The sequence below is a fragment of the Streptomyces flavusporus genome (genome assembly GCF_046267975.1).
Taxonomy (GTDB): domain Bacteria; phylum Actinomycetota; class Actinomycetes; order Streptomycetales; family Streptomycetaceae; genus Streptomyces; species Streptomyces flavusporus.
The window spans coordinates 7,122,819-7,140,287 of the sequence record NZ_CP176503.1 but is presented as its reverse complement, the minus strand read 5'-3'; the positions used below and the strand labels follow the sequence as shown (position 1 = coordinate 7,140,287).

The window sequence follows — 17,469 nt, the reverse complement described above, 5'->3', positions numbered from 1 at the left end:
GTTGGGGAAAGGGGGAAGCCCGGACGCTCCTGACGGAGTGTCCGGGCTTCCCGACGCTCAGTGCGTCCTACTGGGTGCGGTTCTCACCGCGGTAGTACTCGAAGACCCAGCCCCACAGGCCGATCAGCAGCAGCGGCGCGGAGAAGTACATCAGCCACCAGCCGACCGCGATACCGAGGAAGGCGAGGGCGCCACCGATGGCCAGCGAGAGCGGCTGCCAGCTGTGCGGGCTGAAGAAGCCCAGCTCGCCGGCGTCGTCCGCGACATCGGCCTCCTTGTCGTCCTGTGCACCCGCGTCGACCCGCCGGGCCGTGAAGCCCAGGTAGAAGCCGATCATGATGGACAGGCCGAAGGCCAGGAAGAGGGCGGTGGTGCCGGCCGGCTCCTTCGACCACACGCCATAGACGATCGCCATGGCGAGGATGAAGACGCTCAGCCACATGAACATCTTGCCCTGGATTCTCACTTGCCGGCCTCCTTGCTACCCGCCAGGGCGCTGGCACCGTGACCGCCGTGCCCGAGTTCCTCGAGGGCGGCGATTTCGGGGTGGTGCAGGTCGAACGCCGGGGATTCGCTGCGGATCCGCGGCAGGGTGAGGAAGTTGTGCCGCGGCGGCGGGGAGGAGGTGGCCCACTCCAGGGAGCGGCCGTAGCCCCACGGGTCGTCGACGCCGACCGGCTTGCCGTACTTGGCCGTCTTCCACACGTTGTAGAAGAACGGCAGGACCGACAGGCCGAGCACGAACGAGGCGATCGTCGAGATGGTGTTCAGGGCGGTGAAGCCGTCGGCGGCCAGGTAGTCGGCGTAACGGCGCGGCATGCCCTCGGCGCCCAGCCAGTGCTGGACCAGGAAGGTGCCGTGGAAGCCGATGAACAGCGTCCAGAAGGTGATCTTGCCGAGGCGCTCGTCGAGCAGCTTGCCGGTGAACTTCGGCCACCAGAAGTGGAATCCGGCGAACATCGCGAAGACGACCGTACCGAAGACGACGTAGTGGAAGTGGGCCACCACGAAGTACGAGTCGGAGATGTGGAAGTCCATCGGCGGCGAGGCCAGGATGACACCGGTCAGACCACCGAAGGTGAAGGTGATCAGGAAGCCGGTCGCCCAGAGCATCGGTGTCTCGAAGGACAGCGAGCCCTTCCACATCGTGCCGATCCAGTTGAAGAACTTCACGCCGGTCGGGACGGCGATGAGGAACGTCATGAAGGCGAAGAACGGCAGGAGCACACCGCCGGTGACGTACATGTGGTGGGCCCACACGGTCACGGACAGACCCGCGATGGCGATGGTCGCCGCGATCAGACCCGTGTAGCCGAACATCGGCTTGCGGGAGAAGACCGGGATGATCTCACTGATGATGCCGAAGAACGGCAGCGCGATGATGTACACCTCTGGGTGGCCGAAGAACCAGAAGAGGTGCTGCCAGAGCAGGGCTCCGCCGTTGGCCGCGTCGAAGATGTGCGAGCCGAACTTGCGGTCCGCCTCCAGCGCGAACAGGGCCGCGGCCAGGACCGGGAAGGCCAGCAGGACCAGGACACCGGTCAGCAGCACGTTCCAGGTGAAGATCGGCATGCGGAACATCGTCATGCCGGGAGCGCGCATGCAGATGATCGTGGTGATGAAGTTGACCGAGCCGAGGATGGTGCCGAAGCCGGAGAAGGCCAGACCCATGATCCACATGTCCGCGCCGACACCCGGCGAGCGGACCGCGTCCGACAGCGGCGAGTAGGCGAACCAGCCGAAGTCGGCCGCACCCTGCGGGGTGAGGAAGCCGCCCACCGCGATGAGCGAGCCGAACAGGTACAGCCAGTAGGCGAACATGTTCAGCCGCGGGAACGCCACGTCCGGGGCGCCGATCTGCAGCGGCATGATCCAGTTCGCGAAACCGGCGAACAGCGGCGTCGCGAACATCAGCAGCATGATCGTGCCGTGCATCGTGAACGCCTGGTTGAACTGCTCGTTCGACATGATCTGCGTGCCCGGGCGGGCGAGCTCGGCGCGCATGAAGAGCGCCATCACGCCGCCGATGCAGAAGAACGCGAACGACGTGACGAGATACAGGGTGCCGATCGTCTTGTGGTCGGTGGTCGTCAGCCACTTCACCACGACGTTGCCGGGCTGCTTGCGCCGGACGGGCAGCTCGTTCTCGTAGGAGCCGGCCGCGGCGGCACCCGCGGGTTCGTTGAGGATGCTCACAGCTGGTTCGTCTCCCGGTTCTTCTCGTGGCTCGTCTGCGCGATGCCGGCGGGAACGTAACCGGTCTGCCCCTTCTTGGCGAGGTCCTTGAGGTGCTGCTCGTAGCGCTCCGGCGAGACGACCTTCACGTTGAACAGCATCCGGGAGTGGTCGACGCCGCACAGTTCGGCGCACTTGCCCAGGAAGGTGCCCTGCTTGTTGGGGGTCACCTGGAAGGCGTTGGTGTGGCCCGGGATGACGTCCTGCTTCATCAGGAACGGCACCACCCAGAAGGAGTGGATGACGTCACGCGAGGTGAGGACGAAGCGGACCGTCTTGCCCTCGGGCAGCCACAGCGTGGGGCCGGGGTTGCCGGTCTGCGGGTTCCGCTCACCCGGCGTACCGCAGGTGTAGACCCCGCCCGCGTCCGCGGGGAAGTCCTTCTTGTACCGGTCCGGAACGGCGTCGAGTTCCTTGGCGGTCTTGGCGTCGCCCGTGGAACCCTCGACGTTCTCGATGTAGTTGAAGCACCAGCTCCACTGGAAGCCGACCACGTTGACCGTGACGTCGGGCTTCTTCGACATGTCGAGGAGCTTCGACTCGTCGCGGGCCGTGAAGTAGAAGAGGACCGAGACGATGATGATCGGGACCACCGTGTACAGCGCCTCGATGGGCACGTTGTACCGCGTCTGCGGAGGAACCTCGACCTTGGTGCGGCTGCGCCGGTGGAAGATGGCACTCCACAGGATCAAGCCCCACACCAGCACGCCGACGGCGAGCGCGGCAGCCCAGGATCCCTGCCACAGGGAGAGGATCCGCGGAGCCTCTTCCGTGGTGGGGGTGGGCATACCAAGGCGGGGGAAGTCCTCGTATGTGCAACCGGTAGCGGTCGCCAGGACCAGGCCCGCGGTCAGTGCCTGCAGCAGCTTCCGCCGCATCGGGCGCCGCGGCGAGCGGTCGGAGCCGTTGGGACTCACGTAGCGCCTTCCCGAGAGTCTCGCCCGCGCGTCGGCTGCGGCCTTCTCGCTGGTCGGTCGCCGCCCTGCGTCGGGCAGGGGTTTGGATGTTTATGCGGACCAAACCCTACTGGACGCTATTTGGGGTCGCGCGGGGAGGGTACCCAACGCGCCGCGGGTCACCCCGAAGGAAGGCTGTGCCCGTCCGGGGAACGCCCCCCAGGCCCCGGAGTGCCCGCCTTCGGACCGGTTCTGACACCTCCTCCGGAGCAGGAGTTAGCGTGGTCACGTGCCGTACTTCGATGCCGCTTCCTCGGCCCCGCTCCATCCCGTGGCCCGCCAGGCCCTGCAGGCCTCCCTCGATGAGGGGTGGGCCGATCCCGCGCGTCTGTATCGAGAGGGGCGCCGGGCCCGCATGTTGCTGGACGCGGCGCGGGAGGCGGCCGCGGAGGCCGTGGGGTGCCGGGCGGACGAGCTGGTGTTCACCACCTCCGGGACCCGTGCCGTGCATGCCGGTGTCGCGGGGGCGCTGGCGGGGCGGCGGCGGGTCGGACGTCACCTGATCGTGTCGTCGGTCGAACACTCCTCGGTCCTGCACGCGGCGGAGGTGCACGAGGCGGACGGTGGGACGGTCACCCAGGTCGCGGTGGGCCGGACGGGGGTCGTGACACCGGAGGCGTACGCCGCGGCGCTGCGGCCCGACACGGCGCTGGCGTGTCTGCAGTCGGCCAACCACGAGGTCGGCACCGTGCAGCCGGTGGCCGAAGTGGCCGACGTGTGCCGGGAGGCGGGGGTGCCGCTGCTGGTGGACGCGGCGCAGTCGCTGGGCTGGGGCCCGGTGGTGGGCGACTGGTCGTTGCTGACCGCGAGCGCCCACAAGTGGGGCGGGCCCTCGGGCGTCGGACTGCTGGTGGTCCGCAAGGGAGTGCGCTTCGCGCCGCAAGGGCCCGCGGACGAGCGGGAGTCGGGGCGGGCGGCCGGGTTCGAGAACATTCCGGCGATCGTGGCCGCGGCCGCTTCCCTGCGCGCCGTACAGGCGGAGGCTGCCGAGGAGGCGGTACGGCTGCGGGAGCTGACGGACCGGATCCGGGCGCGGGTGCCGGAGGCTGTGGGGGATGTGGAGGTGGTGGGTGACCCGGTGCGCCGGCTGCCCGGAATCGTCACCTTCTCCTGTCTCTATGTCGACGGGGAGACTCTGCTGCACGAGCTGGACCGCTCCGGCTTCTCCGTCTCGTCCGGGTCGTCGTGTACGAGCAGCACGCTGACGCCGAGCCACGTGCTCAAGGCGATGGGGGTGCTGAGCGAGGGCAACGTTCGGGTGTCACTGCCGTCCGGGGCGTCGGCGGAGGATGTCGAGCGGTTCCTGCAGGTGCTGCCCGGGGCGGTCGCGGGGGTCCGGGAGAAGCTGGGGGCGCCCGCTCCCGAGACGGCTGTACGGGGGGACTTCCTCGTCGTGGACGCGGTGGGCAAGCTCTGCCCGATCCCGGTCATCGAACTGGCCAAGGTCATCGGCGACGTGCCGGTGGGCGGCACCGTGCGGGTACTGGCGGACGACGAGGCGGCGCGCCTGGACATCCCGGCGTGGTGCGCGATGCGGGGGCAGGAGTACGTGGGTGAGGAACCGGCGGACCAGGGCTCTGCCTATGTGGTCCGCCGGTTGGCCTAGGGTCCCCTCGCGGACCCTGGTCAGCTCAGGTGTGCCTTGACGTCGTCGGCGGCGTCAAGGCCGTACGCCTTGGTGAAGCGGTCCATGAAATGGGCGCGGCGCAGCGCGTACTCCTGGGTGCCGACCGTCTCGATGACCAGCGTGGCCAGCATGCAGCCGACCTGCGCGGCGCGCTCCAGGGAGACGCCCCAGGCGAGGCCGGAGAGGAAACCGGCGCGGAAGGCGTCGCCGACGCCGGTGGGGTCGGCCTTGCGCTCCTCCTCCGGGCAGCCGACCTCGATGGGGTCCTCGCCGGCCCGCTCGATGCGTACGCCGCGGGAGCCGAGGGTGGTGACGCGGTGGCCGACCTTGCCGAGGATCTCCTCGTCCGTCCAGCCGGTCTTGGACTCGATGAGGCCCTTCTCGTACTCGTTGGAGAAGAGGTACGTCGCCCCGTCCAGCAGTATCCGGATCTCCTCGCCGTCCATCCGGGCGATCTGCTGGGAGAAGTCGGCGGCGAACGGGATGGACCGGGAGCGGCACTCCTCGGTGTGCCGGAGCATCGCCTCCGGGTCGTCGGCGCCGATGAGGACGAGGTCGAGGCCGCCGACGCGGTCCGCGACGGTCTTCAGCTCGATCAGGCGGGCCTCGCTCATGGCACCGGTGTAGAAGGAGCCGATCTGGTTGTGGTCGGCGTCGGTGGTGCAGACGAAGCGGGCGGTGTGCAGCGTCTCGGAGATGCGCACGGAGGCGGTGTCGACGCCGTGCCGGTCCAGCCAGGCCCGGTACTCGTCGAAGTCGGAGCCCGCGGCGCCGACCAGGACCGGCCGGGTGCCGAGCTGGCCCATGCCGAAGGCGATGTTGGCGCCCACGCCGCCCCGGCGTACATCGAGCTTGTCGACCAGGAACGACAGCGAGACCGTGTGCAGCTGGTCCGCGACGAGCTGGTCGGCGAAGCGGCCGGGGAAGGTCATGAGGTGGTCGGTGGCGATGGAGCCGGTGACTGCGATGCGCACGGCGTGGAATCTCCCGGGTGGAGGGGGTTGACAGTCCACGCTACCGAATGGGGGCGGCGGCGCTGAAGCGGATGGCCGAGGGTGGCCGGTTGTGCCGCAACGGGCGTGGGTGACGCTGAAGCAGGTAAAACTACCCGATAGTAGATCTTTCTTCGCGGGCCTCGACGTGCCTACGGTTTCATCATGACCAACATCGACGCCCCTGCTCCCGCCCCAGCCGATCTGGAAGGCGACCTGGCGTCGCTGCGCGGCGACTGCGCCCGGATGGCTCCGCACTGGACGGTCCCCGACCGGATCGCCACCCGCCCGGTCCCGCCCTCGCTCATCCACGGCGTGACCGTGCCGCCGAAGTCGGCGCGGCTGCTGGAGGCGATGTCGGACTACGGCGACTGAGCCGACCCGCCCGGGAACCGTGTGCTCCCCCGCTGCGTCCCATCGCTGTCCCCTGTAAAGGGGATACGGGATACGACCCATCAGCGGCCCCCTTCCGGCAGGGCCGGGTCACCAGGGACAGCTGTGCAGCCGAAGGAGCGATGCGGTGAACACCGAGCGACCCGACAACGACGACGTCTCGGGCGAGACCGGCACCACCGAGCCGGCCGAGGACGCGCGGGGCGCTGCGGAGGCTTCGGGGACGGCGGATGCGTCTGTTTCGGAGGCGCGGGAGCCTATTTCGGAGGCCTCGGATACGGCGGATACGTCTGTTTCGAAGGCGCCGGAGCCTGCTTCGGACGAGTCGGACACGGTGGACGTGTCTGTTTCGGAGGCGTCGGACACGAGCACCGGTGAGTCCGAGGGCCACGGCGACCCCCGGCCTGCCCGGCGTCGCTCCCCCGCGGTCATCGCGTCGGTCGCCGCCGCGGTGCTGCTCGTCGGGGGTGGCGGGGCGTATCTCGCGGCGTCCGCCGGTGGTGGGGCGGGCGGTGGTGCGGGGTCCGGGGTGCCGGCCGGGGACGGTACTCCCCCGCCGTTGGCCCTCGACGGCTACTCCGAGGGCGCCACGAACGGCATCGCCCCCGGTGAGCCCGACCCGAACGGCGTCACCTACCGGGCCTCCGGCGCACTCCCGGACGGTCCCGGCTCGGCGCCCGTGTACCGGGCGACGGGTGAGGTCACCAAGGCGGAGGTGACGCGGCTGGCCAAGGCGCTCGGCCTCGACGGGACGCCGGTCAGCGAGGGGCAGGCGTGGCGGATCGGGGGCCAGGACGGTCAGGGGCCCAGCCTTCAGGTGAACCGGCAGGCGCCCGGGACCTGGACGTTCAGCCGGTACGTCCCCGGCACCGACAACTGCGGGAGCACCACCGTGTGCGCCAAGGATCCCGGCGCCCCGGCCGCCGACCCGGTGAGCGAGGCGACGGCGAGGAAGGCGGCCGCGCCCGTCCTGAAGGCGGTCGGGCAGGACGACGCCGAGGTGGACGCCGGCCAGGTCATGGGTGCCCAGCGGGTGGTGAACGCCGAGCCGGAGATCGGCGGGCTCGCCACATACGGCTGGCCGACCGGGATCACCGTCGGCGCCGGGGGCGAAGTGGTCGCCGGCAGCGGTCAGTTGAAGGCGCCGGTGAAGGGCGACACGTATCCCGTGCTCAGCGCGGCCGAGACGCTGAAGCTGATGAACGCGGCGCAGGAGCCGGGCCACCGGGTCGGCATCGGCGGCTGCGCCAGTCCCGTACCGCTGGAGGACCGGCCGGCCGCGCCCTGCGGAGAGTCGACGGGCGCTCCGAGCGGCCCCGCCCGGCCGGAGCCGATCGAGGTCGAGGACGCGGTGTTCGGGCTGGCCTCGCACTTCGTCCAGGCACGGCAGACGCTGGTGCCGTCCTGGCTGTTCGAGGTACGGGCGCCCGGTGCCGAGGACGGCTTCACGGTCACGTATCCCGCGATCGACCCGAAGTACCTCACCTCGACGACGCCGAGCGCGCAGCCCAGCCCGCGGCCGAGCGCGCCGGGTGACGAGCCGACGTCGGCGCCGACCACGCGGGACGTGCGGGTGGAGGGCTACACCGCCGAGGGCCGGGAGCTGACCGTGAGCTTCACGGGCGGGGTGTGCGCCGACTACGAGGCGAAGGCGACCGAGAGCGCCGACCGGGTGACGGTGACCGTGACCGAGACGCCCTGGAAGGACAAGGTCTGCATCCTGATCGCCAAGGTCCATCACCGCACCGTGCAGCTCGACGAGCCGCTCGGCGACCGGAAGGTGGTCGGGTCGGACGGCAAGGGGATCCCGCTGGAGAAGCCGGGGGCCCGGCTGCCCGAGTAGGAGCGAGTCGTACAGACATGAAGGCGGCGCCCCCGTCTCGGGGCCGCCGCCTTCATGCTGTGTTCAGTTGTTCAGCTCGGTGCACGGCTCAGCTGAAGGAGTCGCCGCAGGCGCAGGAACCGGTCGCGTTCGGGTTGTCGATCGTGAAGCCCTGCTTCTCGATCGTGTCCACGAAGTCGATGGTGGCGCCGCCCAGGTACGGAGCGCTCATACGGTCGGTGACGACCTTGACCCCGCCGAAGTCCTTCTCCACGTCACCGTCGAGGGAACGCTCGTCGAAGAAGAGCTGGTACCGCAGGCCGGAGCAGCCGCCGGGCTGGACGGCGACGCGCAGCGCGAGGTCGTCGCGGCCTTCCTGGTCGAGCAGCGCCTTGACCTTGGACGCGGCGGCGTCGGTCAGGATGATGCCGTCGGTGACGGTGGTGGTCTCGTCCGATACGGACATCTACATCTCTCCCGGGTTGTACGGAGACTGCTTGCCGACGAGTGCAACCGGCAAGGCCGCGGATTCATTCCGGGCCGAGCACTTGCCTTTCTTCTTCATGCTCGCACATGCGTGGCAGGCCGCACAGCGCCCTGTGGACAACGCGACAACGCCGCGCGACGCCCAGGTGTCGGGATTCACGTCACATCGACGCTATGGCCATCGTCAAACTGACGTGAAGCGGTTATGATAGATAGCGTCATTTCGACGAAAAGTCGAAAAGGTGTCCCGTATGTCCCGCCGGCCCGGATCCCCCGGGTCGGCGAGCCGCAGAAAAGAAAGGGTGCGTGTCGTGACCACCGCCCAGACCCAGGAGCTCGACGTACAGCCGACGCCCCTCGCCCTGCTGCTGCTCGGCCGTGAGGCCGACCCGAGGAGCGAGCGGGGCGTGGAGTGTCCCGGCGACCTGCCCTCGCCGTCCGACCCGGACCTGGTCGAGCGCGCCCGCGCGGCCAAGGAGAAGCTGGGCGACAAGGTCTTCGTGCTCGGCCATCACTACCAGCGCGACGAGGTCATCCAGTTCGCCGACGTCACGGGCGACTCCTTCAAGCTGGCCCGGGACGCCGCCGCGCGCCCCGAGGCCGAGTACATCGTCTTCTGCGGTGTGCACTTCATGGCGGAGTCCGCGGACATCCTGACGAGCGACGACCAGAAGGTCGTGCTGCCCGACCTGGCCGCCGGCTGCTCGATGGCCGACATGGCGACGGCCGAGCAGGTCGCCGAGTGCTGGGACGTGCTGACCGAGGCCGGGATCGCCGAGCAGGTCGTGCCGGTCTCATACATGAACTCGTCCGCGGACATCAAGGCGTTCACGGGCAAGCACGGCGGCACGATCTGCACGTCGTCGAACGCCAAGCGCGCCCTGGACTGGGCCTTCGAGCAGGGCGAGAAGGTGCTGTTCCTGCCCGACCAGCACCTCGGCCGCAACACCGCCGTCCGCGACATGGGCATGTCACTGGAGGACTGTGTCGTCTACAACCCGCACAAGCCGAACGGCGGGCTGACCGCCGACGAGCTGCGCGCCGCGAAGATGATCCTGTGGCGGGGCCACTGCTCGGTGCACGGCCGCTTCAACCTCGACTCGGTCAACGACGTGCGCGAGCGCATCCCGGGCGTCAACGTCCTGGTCCACCCCGAGTGCAAGCACGAGGTGGTGTCGGCCGCGGACTACGTCGGTTCGACGGAATACATCATCAAGACGCTCGAGGCGGCGCCGGCCGGGTCCAAGTGGGCCATCGGCACCGAGCTGAACCTGGTCCGCCGGCTGGCGAACCGTTTCGCGCCCGAGGGCAAGGAGGTCGTCTTCCTCGACCGGACGGTGTGCTTCTGCTCGACCATGAACCGCATCGACCTGCCGCACCTCGTCTGGGCGCTGGAGTCCCTCGCCGAGGGCAACCTCGTCAACCACATCGAGGTGGACAAGGAGACGGAGGCGTTCGCGAAGCTGGCGCTGGAGCGGATGCTGGCACTGCCGTAAACGCCGATCCGGCTCTGCCGTAGAGGCCGATAAGGGGTGCCCTCCCAGGGAGGGCACCCCTTACTCATGCGATCGGTGAGCCTCAGACTCCGGCCGGCTCCGGGGACTTGTCCTCGTCGGCCAGGGGTGCCGCGCCGGACTTCTTCGCCCGCTTCACCGCCCGCTTCTTCGCCCGGCGCTCCTTGCGGAGCTCCAGCATCGCGTACAGCGTCGGGACCAGGAGCAGGGTCAGCAGCGTGGAGCTGATCAGACCGCCGATCACGACCACCGCCAGCGGCTGGGCGATGAAGCCGCCCTCGCCGGTGATGCCCAGGGCCATCGGGAGCAGGGCGAAGATCGTCGCCAGGGCCGTCATGAGGATCGGGCGCAGCCGGTGGCGACCGCCCTCGACCACGGCCTCGACGACGCCGTAACCCTGCCTGCGGTACTGGTTGATGAGGTCGATCAGCACGATCGCGTTGGTCACCACGATGCCGATCAGCATCAACATGCCGATCATCGCGGGGACACCCATCGGGGTGTCCGTGGCGACCAGCAGGCCGATCGCGCCCGTCGCGGCGAACGGGATCGACACCAGCAGGATCAGCGGCTGGGCGAGCGAACGGAACGTCGCGACCAGCAGCATGAACACGATCGCGATCGCCGCCAGCATGGCCAGGCCCAGGTTGGCGAAGGCCTCGTCCTGGTCCTCGGAGACACCGCCGATCTCGGCCGTGGCGCCCTCCGGGAGGTCCAGCGCGTTGATCTCCGACTGGAGGTCGGCGCTCACCGCACCCGTGTTGTCGCCGGTCGGCCTGGCGGTGATGGTCGCCGCGCGCTGACCGTCGATCCGGGTCATGGAGACCGGCCCGTCGACGAGCCGCACGGTCGCGATGTCACCCAGCTTCACCGGGCCCAGAGAGAGGTTCTTCAGCTGGGCCATGGTCTCGGCGGGCTTCTCCGACTTGATGACGACGTCCCGCTCGGTGTCGTCCAGCGTCGCCTTCGCCGCGGTCGTGCCGCGCACCGCCTGCGCCACCGCGGCGCCCAGCGTCTGGTCGTTGAAGCCGGCGGCGGCCGCCTCGTCGTTCGCCTTCACGGAGATGCGGGGCACGCTCTGCGCCAGGTCGCTGGTGACGTCGGTGACATCGTCCAGGCCGGCCACCGCCTTGCGGACCTCCTCCGAGGCCGTGCGCAGCACATCCGCGTCGGCCGCCTTGACGACCACGCTCAGGTCCTGGCTGCCGAAGCCGTCACCGGCGGCGATGGTGGTCGTACCGATTCCGGAGAGGTCCGCCAGGCCCTTCTCGATGCGGTCGTGGACGTCCTCGTAGGAGGCCGAGTCGTCCAGCATGACCGAGTACGAGGCCTGGTTGGTGTCCGTGCCGCCGCCGAAGGCGGCCATGAAGCCGGACGAACCGACCGTGACCTGGTAGTCCTTGACGCCCTCGGTGTCGGCGAGGAGCTGCTCGACCTTCTGCGCCTGGGCGTCGGTCGCCGCCAGGCTGGTGCCCGGCTTCAACTCCTGCTTGACGGTGAGGACTTCCTGCTCGCCCTGGTCGAAGAAGTTGGTCTTCAGCAGCGGCGCCATGCCGAAGGTGCCGATGAGGACCACGACCGCGATCGCCACGCTGGTCAGACGGCGACGGGTGGCGAAGCGCAGGACGGGGACGTAGAAGCGCTGGAGCCTGCTCTTCGCCTCCTTCTCCTCCGCCTGCCGGCGCGCCTCGTCGGCGTCCTCGGGGGTGCCCTTCGGGGCGCGCAGGAACCAGTACGACAGGACCGGCACGACCGTCAGCGAGACCAGCAGGGACGCCAGCAGGGCGGCCGTGACGGTCAGGCTGAACGAGCCGAACAGGGCGCCCACCATGCCGCCGACCAGGCCGATCGGCAGGAACACCGCGACCGTGGTGAGGGTCGAGGAGGTGACCGCGCCCGCGACTTCGCGGACCGCCTTGAGGATCGCCTCCTGGCGCTCCTCGCCGTAGCCGAGGTGCCGCTTGATGTTCTCCAGGACCACGATCGAGTCGTCGACGACCCGGCCGATCGCGATGGTCAGGGCGCCCAGGGTGAGCATGTTCAGGGACAGGTCCCGCGTCCACAGCACGATCAGGGCCAGGACGACGGAGAGCGGGATGCTCACCGCCGTGACCAGGGTCGAGCGGATCGACGCCAGGAAGACCAGGATGACGAGGACCGCGAAGACCAGCCCCAGCGCGCCCTCCGTCGTCAGACCCTCGATGGACTTCGACACCGCCGGACCCTGGTCGCTGACGACCGTGACGGTGGCGCCGGAGCCGAGGTCCTCACGCATCTCGGGCAGCTTTTCCTCGACCGCGTTGGAGATGGCGACCGCGCTGCCGTCGTGGTCCATGGTGACGGCGACGGCGAGGCTGGGCTTGCCGTTGGTGCGGGTGAGGGAGTCGGCGGTGGCCGGCTCCTCCTTCACCGTGGCGACATCGCCCAGGCGTACGGGCTTGTCGACACCCTCGCCGGTGATCATCAGGTCCTTGATCTGCTTCAGCGAGGTGAAGGCGCTGCCGACCTGCACGGTGCGGTTGCTGCCGTCCTCGTCGAAGGAGCCGGCCGGGACGGTGGCGCCGCCCGCCTGGAGGGCCTGTGCGAGGGTCTGCGTGGTGAGGCCGGCCTTGGCCAGCTCCCGGTCGTCCGGGGTGACGGCGACCTGGAGGTCCCGTACGCCCTCGACGGAGACCTGGCGGACACCGTCGATGTTCTTCAGATCCGGGACGACGGTCCGGTCGAGCCGGTCGGCGAGGGCCTGCTGGTCCTCGTCGGAGGTGACGGCGAGGACGACGGTCGGCATGTCGTCCGTGGAACCGGCGACGACCTGCGGGTCCACGTCGTCGGGAAGCTGCACGCGGGCCCGGTTGACGGCCTGCTGGACATCGGCGACGAGCTGCTTGGTGTCGTTGCCGTAGTCGAAGGACGCCATGATCACGGCGTTGCCCTCGCTCGCCGTGGAGGTGACGCCGGTGATGCCGTCGACGGCCTCGAGGTTGTCCTCGATGGGCTCGACGACCTGCTTCTCGACCACGTCCGGGGACGCGCCCTGGTACGGCGCGAGGACCGACACCATGGGCAGTTCGATAGTGGGCAACAGCTGCTGCTTGAGCTGCGGGACCGCGATCGCACCGAAGGCGAGCGCGATGATGGACATCAGCCCTGTCAGGGCCCGTTGCGCGAGGCTGAATCTTGACAGCCAGGACATGGGTCAGCGTCTCTCTTCCGTGGCCTGAGCGGAGCTGCGGGCGCACAGGTGAGCGCCCACCCCACCACCCTGAGCCATGGGAAACCGCCGATCCGTCGCCCCCAGGTCCATTTCCTTATACGGCGCATACTGCGGGTGGAGTAGGGACGCGATGCGGTCAGTCCATCCTTGGACGTACCAGCCCCGACTCGTACGCGATCACCACGAGCTGCGCCCGGTCACGCGCGCCGAGCTTGGCCATGGCCCGGTTGACGTGCGTCTTCACCGTGAGCGGGCTGACCTCCAGCCGCTCGGCGATCTCGTCGTTGGAGTGCCCGCCCGCGACCTGGACAAGCACCTCGCGCTCGCGCCCGGTGAGTGCGTCGAGCCGCTCGGAGCGGGCGGGATCGCGGTCCGGGAAGTCGCCGCCCTGGGCGAGGAAGCGGGCGATCAGGCCCTTGGTGGCGACCGGGGAGAGCAGCGCCTCCCCGTCGGCCGCGACCCGGATCGCGGTGAGCAGTTCGTCCGGCTCGGAGCCCTTGCCGAGGAAGCCGGAGGCGCCCGCGCGCAGCGACTGCACCACATAGTCGTCGACCTCGAACGTCGTCAGGATGACGATCCGGACATGGGCGAGAGCGGGGTCCGCACTGATCATGCGGGTGGCGGCGAGACCGTCCGTGCCGGGCATCCGGATGTCCATCAGGACGACGTCGGCCCGCTGTTCCTTCGCCAGCCGTACCGCCTCCGCGCCGTCGGACGCCTCGCCGACCACCTCCATGTCGGGCTCGGAGTCGACGAGCACGCGAAAGGCGCTGCGGAGCAGCGCCTGGTCGTCGGCGAGCAGGACACGGATCGTCATACGGGGTCCTTCGCTGGGCTGCTGCGGGTCTTGACCGGCAGGATCGCATGGACGCGGAAACCGCCGCCGTAGCGGGGACCGGTGGTGAGGGTGCCGCGCAGGGCGGTGACCCGCTCGCGCATGCCGAGCAGTCCGTGGCCGCCGCCCGTCACCGGGCCGTCGTCCTCGCCGGTGCCGTTGTCGAGGACGGTGATCTCGATGTTCGGTCCCACGCGGACGACGCTGACCTCGGCCTTCGCGGCGGCGCCGGCGTGCTTCTGCACATTGGTGAGGGCTTCCTGGATGACGCGGTAGGCGGCCAGGTCGACGGCGGCCGGCAGGGTCGTGCCGTGGTCGGCGCGGGCGACCTCGATGTGCAGGCCGGCGCTGCGGAAGGTGCCGACGAGTTCCTCGAGGCGGTCCAGGCCCGGGGCCGGTTCCGTGGGGGCCTCGGGGTCGTCGGACTGGCGGAGCAGGCCAACGGTGGCGCGCAGCTCGTTGAGCGCGGAGCGGCTGGCTTCGCGTACGTGCGCGAGGGCCTCCTTGGCCTGGTCGGGGCGCTTGTCCATGACGTGGGCGGCGACCCCGGCCTGGACGTTGACCAGGGCGATGTGATGGGCGACGACGTCGTGCAGGTCACGAGCGATACGCAGCCGCTCCTCGGCGACGCGACGGCGGGCCTCCTCCTCACGGGTGCGTTCCGCCTTCTCGGCGCGCTCGCGGATGGCGTGCACGAAGTCGCGGCGGCTGCGGACGGCGTCGCCACCGGCGGCGGCCATGCCGGTCCAGGCGAAGATGGCGAGGTTCTCCTGCGCGTACCAGGGCAGGGGGCCGGCGAGCATGGCCGCGCCGGTCAGCACGGTCATGGTGAGCAGGCCGACGCGCCAGGTGGTGGGGCGGTCGGTGGTGGAGGCGACGGTGTAGAGGGCGACCACCGCGGACATCGCGACGGGGGCTCTGGGATCGCCGGTGATGCCCTCGACGACGGAGAGGGTGCCGGTGAGGACGAGGATCCGCAGGGGGGCGCGGCGGCGGAACACCAGGGCGGCGGCGCCGAGGGCCATGAGGACGAGGCTGAAGGTGTCCGGGGTGCGTACGCCCCAGCTGACGGCGTCCTTGCCGTGCGGGTCCACGAACGAGCCGGCCACCATGCAGATCAGTACGCCGGCCGCCAGTGCCGCGTCCAGCGCCATGGGGTGCGCCTTCAGTTGGCGGCGGGCGCGTTCGAGGGTGGTCACGGCTGTTTACGGTAGCTGGGGTGGAGGTCGCTGCGAACGGTGCCCGGCGTTCGGTGGGGGTGGGAGCGCGGCCCGGCGCTTACGGGGTGCCTCCCCCACTCTCGGCTTCGCTCGAGCGGGGGACCCCATCGCCCACCCGTGCCGCCCTGGGGGTCCTCCCTCTGGGGGGAGGCACGACTGCCCGCGGGTCATCACGCTCAGCCCGGGATCAGGCCGCCGTCGCTGAGTAGTTCGCGGACCTGCTCCAAGGTCGCGTCGGGGGACGGGAGGATCAGTTCCGACGGTTCGAGGGAGTCGTCCGGCAGCGGTTCGCCCAGTTCGCGGACCGTGGTCAGGAGGGCCTGGAGGGTGCGGCGGAAGCCGGGGCCGTCGCCGTTCTCCATTTCGGCCAGGAGCTCGTCGTCCAGCTTGTTCAGCTCGGCGAGGTGGCTGTCGGCCAGCCTCACCTGCCCCTCCCCCATGATCCGTACGATCATGTCGCCCTCCTCGGCGTGGGCCCTACTGCTTGTCGAAGCGTGGGGTGTCCTGCGGCTGCTGCTGGGACTGCTCCTGCGACTGGCCCGTGCCGCCTTCGATGGCCTGCTGGCCACCGGACGTGCCCCCTGCCAGCTCCGCCTTCATGCGCTGCAGTTCCAGCTCTACATCCGTACCACCGGAGAGCCGGTCCAGCTCGGCCTGGATGTCGTCCTTGGCCATGCCGGTGGGGTCGTCGAGGGCACCGGAGGCGAGGAGTTCGTCGATCGCGCCGGCGCGGGCCTGGAGCTGCGCCGTCTTGTCCTCCGCGCGCTGGATGGCCAGACCGACGTCACCCATCTCCTCGGAGATGCCGGTGAACGCCTCACCGATGCGGGTCTGGGCCTGCGCGGCCGTGTACGTCGCCTTGATCGTCTCCTTCTTCGTGCGGAAGGCGTCGACCTTGGCCTGGAGGCGCTGCGCCGCCAGGGTCAGCTTCTCCTCCTCGCCCTGGAGCGTCGCGTGCTGCGTCTCGAGGTCCGTCACCTGCTGCTGGAGCGCGGCGCGGCGGGACAGCGCCTCGCGGGCCAGGTCCTCGCGGCCCAGCGCCAGCGCCTTGCGGCCCTGGTCCTCCAGCTTGGTGGACTGTGACTGGAGCTGGTTGAGCTGCAGCTCCAGGCGCTTGCGCGAGGTCGCGACGTCCGCGACTCCGCGGCGCACCTTCTGGAGCAGCTCCAGCTGCTTCTGGTACGAGTAATCGAGGGTCTCGCGCGGGTCTTCGGCCCGGTCAAGGGCTTTGTTCGCCTTCGCGCGGAAGATCATCCCCATACGCTTCATGACACCGCTCATGGGCTTCGCGCGCCCCCTTCTGACGGACTCCAGCTCACAGGTCTGCGACAGAACCCACAGTACGGGCCCTGCATCCATTGACGCACTGTTCGGGGACGGATGCGCTCATCCCCAAGGACGACTGGGTACGCTCCTGCTCCGGCGTAGGGAGTAGGTGGTCCCCGGGTATGCCCCGAGGGGACCCGAGGGCGTACGCATCGTCCCCTCTGTCCCCTTACAGACGACTGGTGTTGCGGGATCGTTCCCCGCCGGACTGGGGTCCATGCCCCGGTACCCCGTACCCTTGGGTTTTGTGTTCCGTAGCCGTGCCAAGGAAGAGAAGGCCGCAGTCGCCGACAAGGCGCCGCTGACCGACTCCAAGCAGACCCGTGACCCGCAGGCCCCGAAGGGCCGGCCGACGCCCAAGCGCAGTGAGGCCCAGTCCCAGCGCCGCAGCGTCGCCAATACGTCGATGACGCGCAAGGAGGCCGCCAAGCGGCAGCGCGAGGAGCGCCGTGCCGCGCTGGACCGGCAGCGCCAGGCGCTGGCCACCGGCGACGAGCGGTATCTGCCGGCGCGGGACAAGGGGCCGGTCCGCAAGCTGGCGCGCGACTTCATCGACTCGCGGTTCAACATCGCGGAGTTCTTCCTGCCGATGGCCGTGGTCATCCTGGTGCTGAGCATGGTGCGGGTGCCCGCGCTGCAGACCATCGCGCTGCTGCTGTGGCTCGTCGTGATCGTGCTGATCGTGCTCGACTCGTTTGTCACCGGCTACCGCCTGAAGAAGCGGCTCGCCGAGCGCTTCCCCGACGACAACAAGCGCGGTGCGGTCGCCTACGCGCTGATGCGCTCCCTCCAGATGCGCCGACTCCGGCTGCCGAAGCCGCAGGTCAAGCGCGGAGAGCGGCCCTGAGCGCG

15 protein-coding genes are annotated in these 17,469 nt (G+C 69.7%); 5 read left to right on the top strand and 10 right to left on the bottom strand.

The features are described 5' to 3' along the window. Positions 1-67 precede the first annotated feature (67 nt). Genes ACKTSN_RS33715 through ctaC form a run of 3 tightly spaced genes read right to left on the bottom strand, consistent with a single transcriptional unit; the run spans position 68 to position 3,152 of the window. Positions 68-466: a cytochrome c oxidase subunit 4 gene (locus ACKTSN_RS33715; protein ID WP_385509425.1), complete on the bottom strand. Its 399-nt coding sequence runs from the start codon at positions 464-466 to the stop codon at positions 68-70. Next, positions 463-2,196, bottom strand: coding sequence for an aa3-type cytochrome oxidase subunit I (gene ctaD, locus ACKTSN_RS33710; RefSeq protein ID WP_409472572.1), 1,734 nt, complete (start codon positions 2,194-2,196; stop codon positions 463-465). Before ctaD ends, ACKTSN_RS33715 begins: the two co-directional genes overlap by 4 nt. Beyond that, a complete protein-coding gene (gene ctaC, locus ACKTSN_RS33705) occupies positions 2,193-3,152 on the bottom strand; it encodes an aa3-type cytochrome oxidase subunit II (RefSeq protein ID WP_224734462.1) in 960 nt (319 codons plus the stop codon). Before ctaC ends, ctaD begins: the two co-directional genes overlap by 4 nt. A gap of 268 nt (positions 3,153-3,420) precedes the next feature. On the opposite strand from ctaC, the gene ACKTSN_RS33700 reads away from it, so the two are divergent. After that, entirely contained in the window at positions 3,421-4,797 is a 1,377-nt protein-coding gene (locus ACKTSN_RS33700) for a cysteine desulfurase/sulfurtransferase TusA family protein (RefSeq protein ID WP_409472571.1), read from the top strand. Between the two features lie 20 nt (positions 4,798-4,817). Here ACKTSN_RS33700 and ACKTSN_RS33695 read toward each other — a convergent pair whose 3' ends face one another. Further along, positions 4,818-5,792: a carbohydrate kinase family protein gene (locus ACKTSN_RS33695; protein ID WP_409472570.1), complete on the bottom strand. Its 975-nt coding sequence runs from the start codon at positions 5,790-5,792 to the stop codon at positions 4,818-4,820. 183 nt (positions 5,793-5,975) lie between these two features. Between ACKTSN_RS33695 and ACKTSN_RS33690 the strand changes: the two genes are divergently transcribed. Both ACKTSN_RS33690 and ACKTSN_RS33685 read left to right on the top strand, forming a co-directional pair. Further along, positions 5,976-6,185 (top strand): hypothetical protein, encoded by a 210-nt coding sequence (locus ACKTSN_RS33690; protein ID WP_224734465.1) that lies wholly within the window; start codon positions 5,976-5,978, stop codon positions 6,183-6,185. A 145-nt stretch (positions 6,186-6,330) separates the two neighbouring features. Further along, entirely contained in the window at positions 6,331-8,046 is a 1,716-nt protein-coding gene (locus tag ACKTSN_RS33685) for a hypothetical protein (RefSeq protein ID WP_409472569.1), read from the top strand. Between the two features lie 88 nt (positions 8,047-8,134). On the opposite strand, the gene ACKTSN_RS33680 is transcribed toward ACKTSN_RS33685, so the two are convergent. Next, positions 8,135-8,491: a HesB/IscA family protein gene (locus ACKTSN_RS33680; RefSeq protein ID WP_006135694.1), complete on the bottom strand. Its 357-nt coding sequence runs from the start codon at positions 8,489-8,491 to the stop codon at positions 8,135-8,137. Between the two features lie 331 nt (positions 8,492-8,822). Here ACKTSN_RS33680 and nadA point away from each other — a divergent pair, with 331 nt between their 5' ends. Beyond that, positions 8,823-10,007 (top strand): quinolinate synthase NadA, encoded by a 1,185-nt coding sequence (nadA, locus tag ACKTSN_RS33675; protein WP_409472568.1) that lies wholly within the window; start codon positions 8,823-8,825, stop codon positions 10,005-10,007. Between the two features lie 82 nt (positions 10,008-10,089). Here the strand turns inward: nadA and ACKTSN_RS33670 are convergent, their stop codons facing one another. The 5 genes from ACKTSN_RS33670 to ACKTSN_RS33650 all read right to left on the bottom strand — a co-directional run bounded on the left by ACKTSN_RS33670 (position 10,090) and on the right by ACKTSN_RS33650 (position 16,572). After that, positions 10,090-13,215, bottom strand: a complete 3,126-nt coding sequence (locus ACKTSN_RS33670; RefSeq protein ID WP_409472567.1) for an efflux RND transporter permease subunit — start codon at positions 13,213-13,215, stop codon at positions 10,090-10,092. A 157-nt stretch (positions 13,216-13,372) separates the two neighbouring features. Continuing rightward, positions 13,373-14,053: a response regulator gene (locus tag ACKTSN_RS33665; RefSeq protein ID WP_409472566.1), complete on the bottom strand. Its 681-nt coding sequence runs from the start codon at positions 14,051-14,053 to the stop codon at positions 13,373-13,375. Next, positions 14,050-15,270, bottom strand: coding sequence for a sensor histidine kinase (locus tag ACKTSN_RS33660; RefSeq protein WP_409472565.1), 1,221 nt, complete (start codon positions 15,268-15,270; stop codon positions 14,050-14,052). The genes ACKTSN_RS33665 and ACKTSN_RS33660 overlap by 4 nt, the downstream gene beginning before the upstream one ends. Before the next feature lie 197 nt (positions 15,271-15,467). Continuing rightward, positions 15,468-15,746, bottom strand: coding sequence for a PspA-associated protein PspAA (gene pspAA, locus ACKTSN_RS33655; protein WP_409472564.1), 279 nt, complete (start codon positions 15,744-15,746; stop codon positions 15,468-15,470). Between the two features lie 22 nt (positions 15,747-15,768). Beyond that, positions 15,769-16,572, bottom strand: coding sequence for a PspA/IM30 family protein (locus ACKTSN_RS33650; protein WP_129803841.1), 804 nt, complete (start codon positions 16,570-16,572; stop codon positions 15,769-15,771). A gap of 262 nt (positions 16,573-16,834) precedes the next feature. On the opposite strand from ACKTSN_RS33650, the gene ACKTSN_RS33645 reads away from it, so the two are divergent. Further along, positions 16,835-17,464 (top strand): DUF3043 domain-containing protein, encoded by a 630-nt coding sequence (locus ACKTSN_RS33645; protein WP_409472563.1) that lies wholly within the window; start codon positions 16,835-16,837, stop codon positions 17,462-17,464. Positions 17,465-17,469 lie beyond the last annotated feature (5 nt).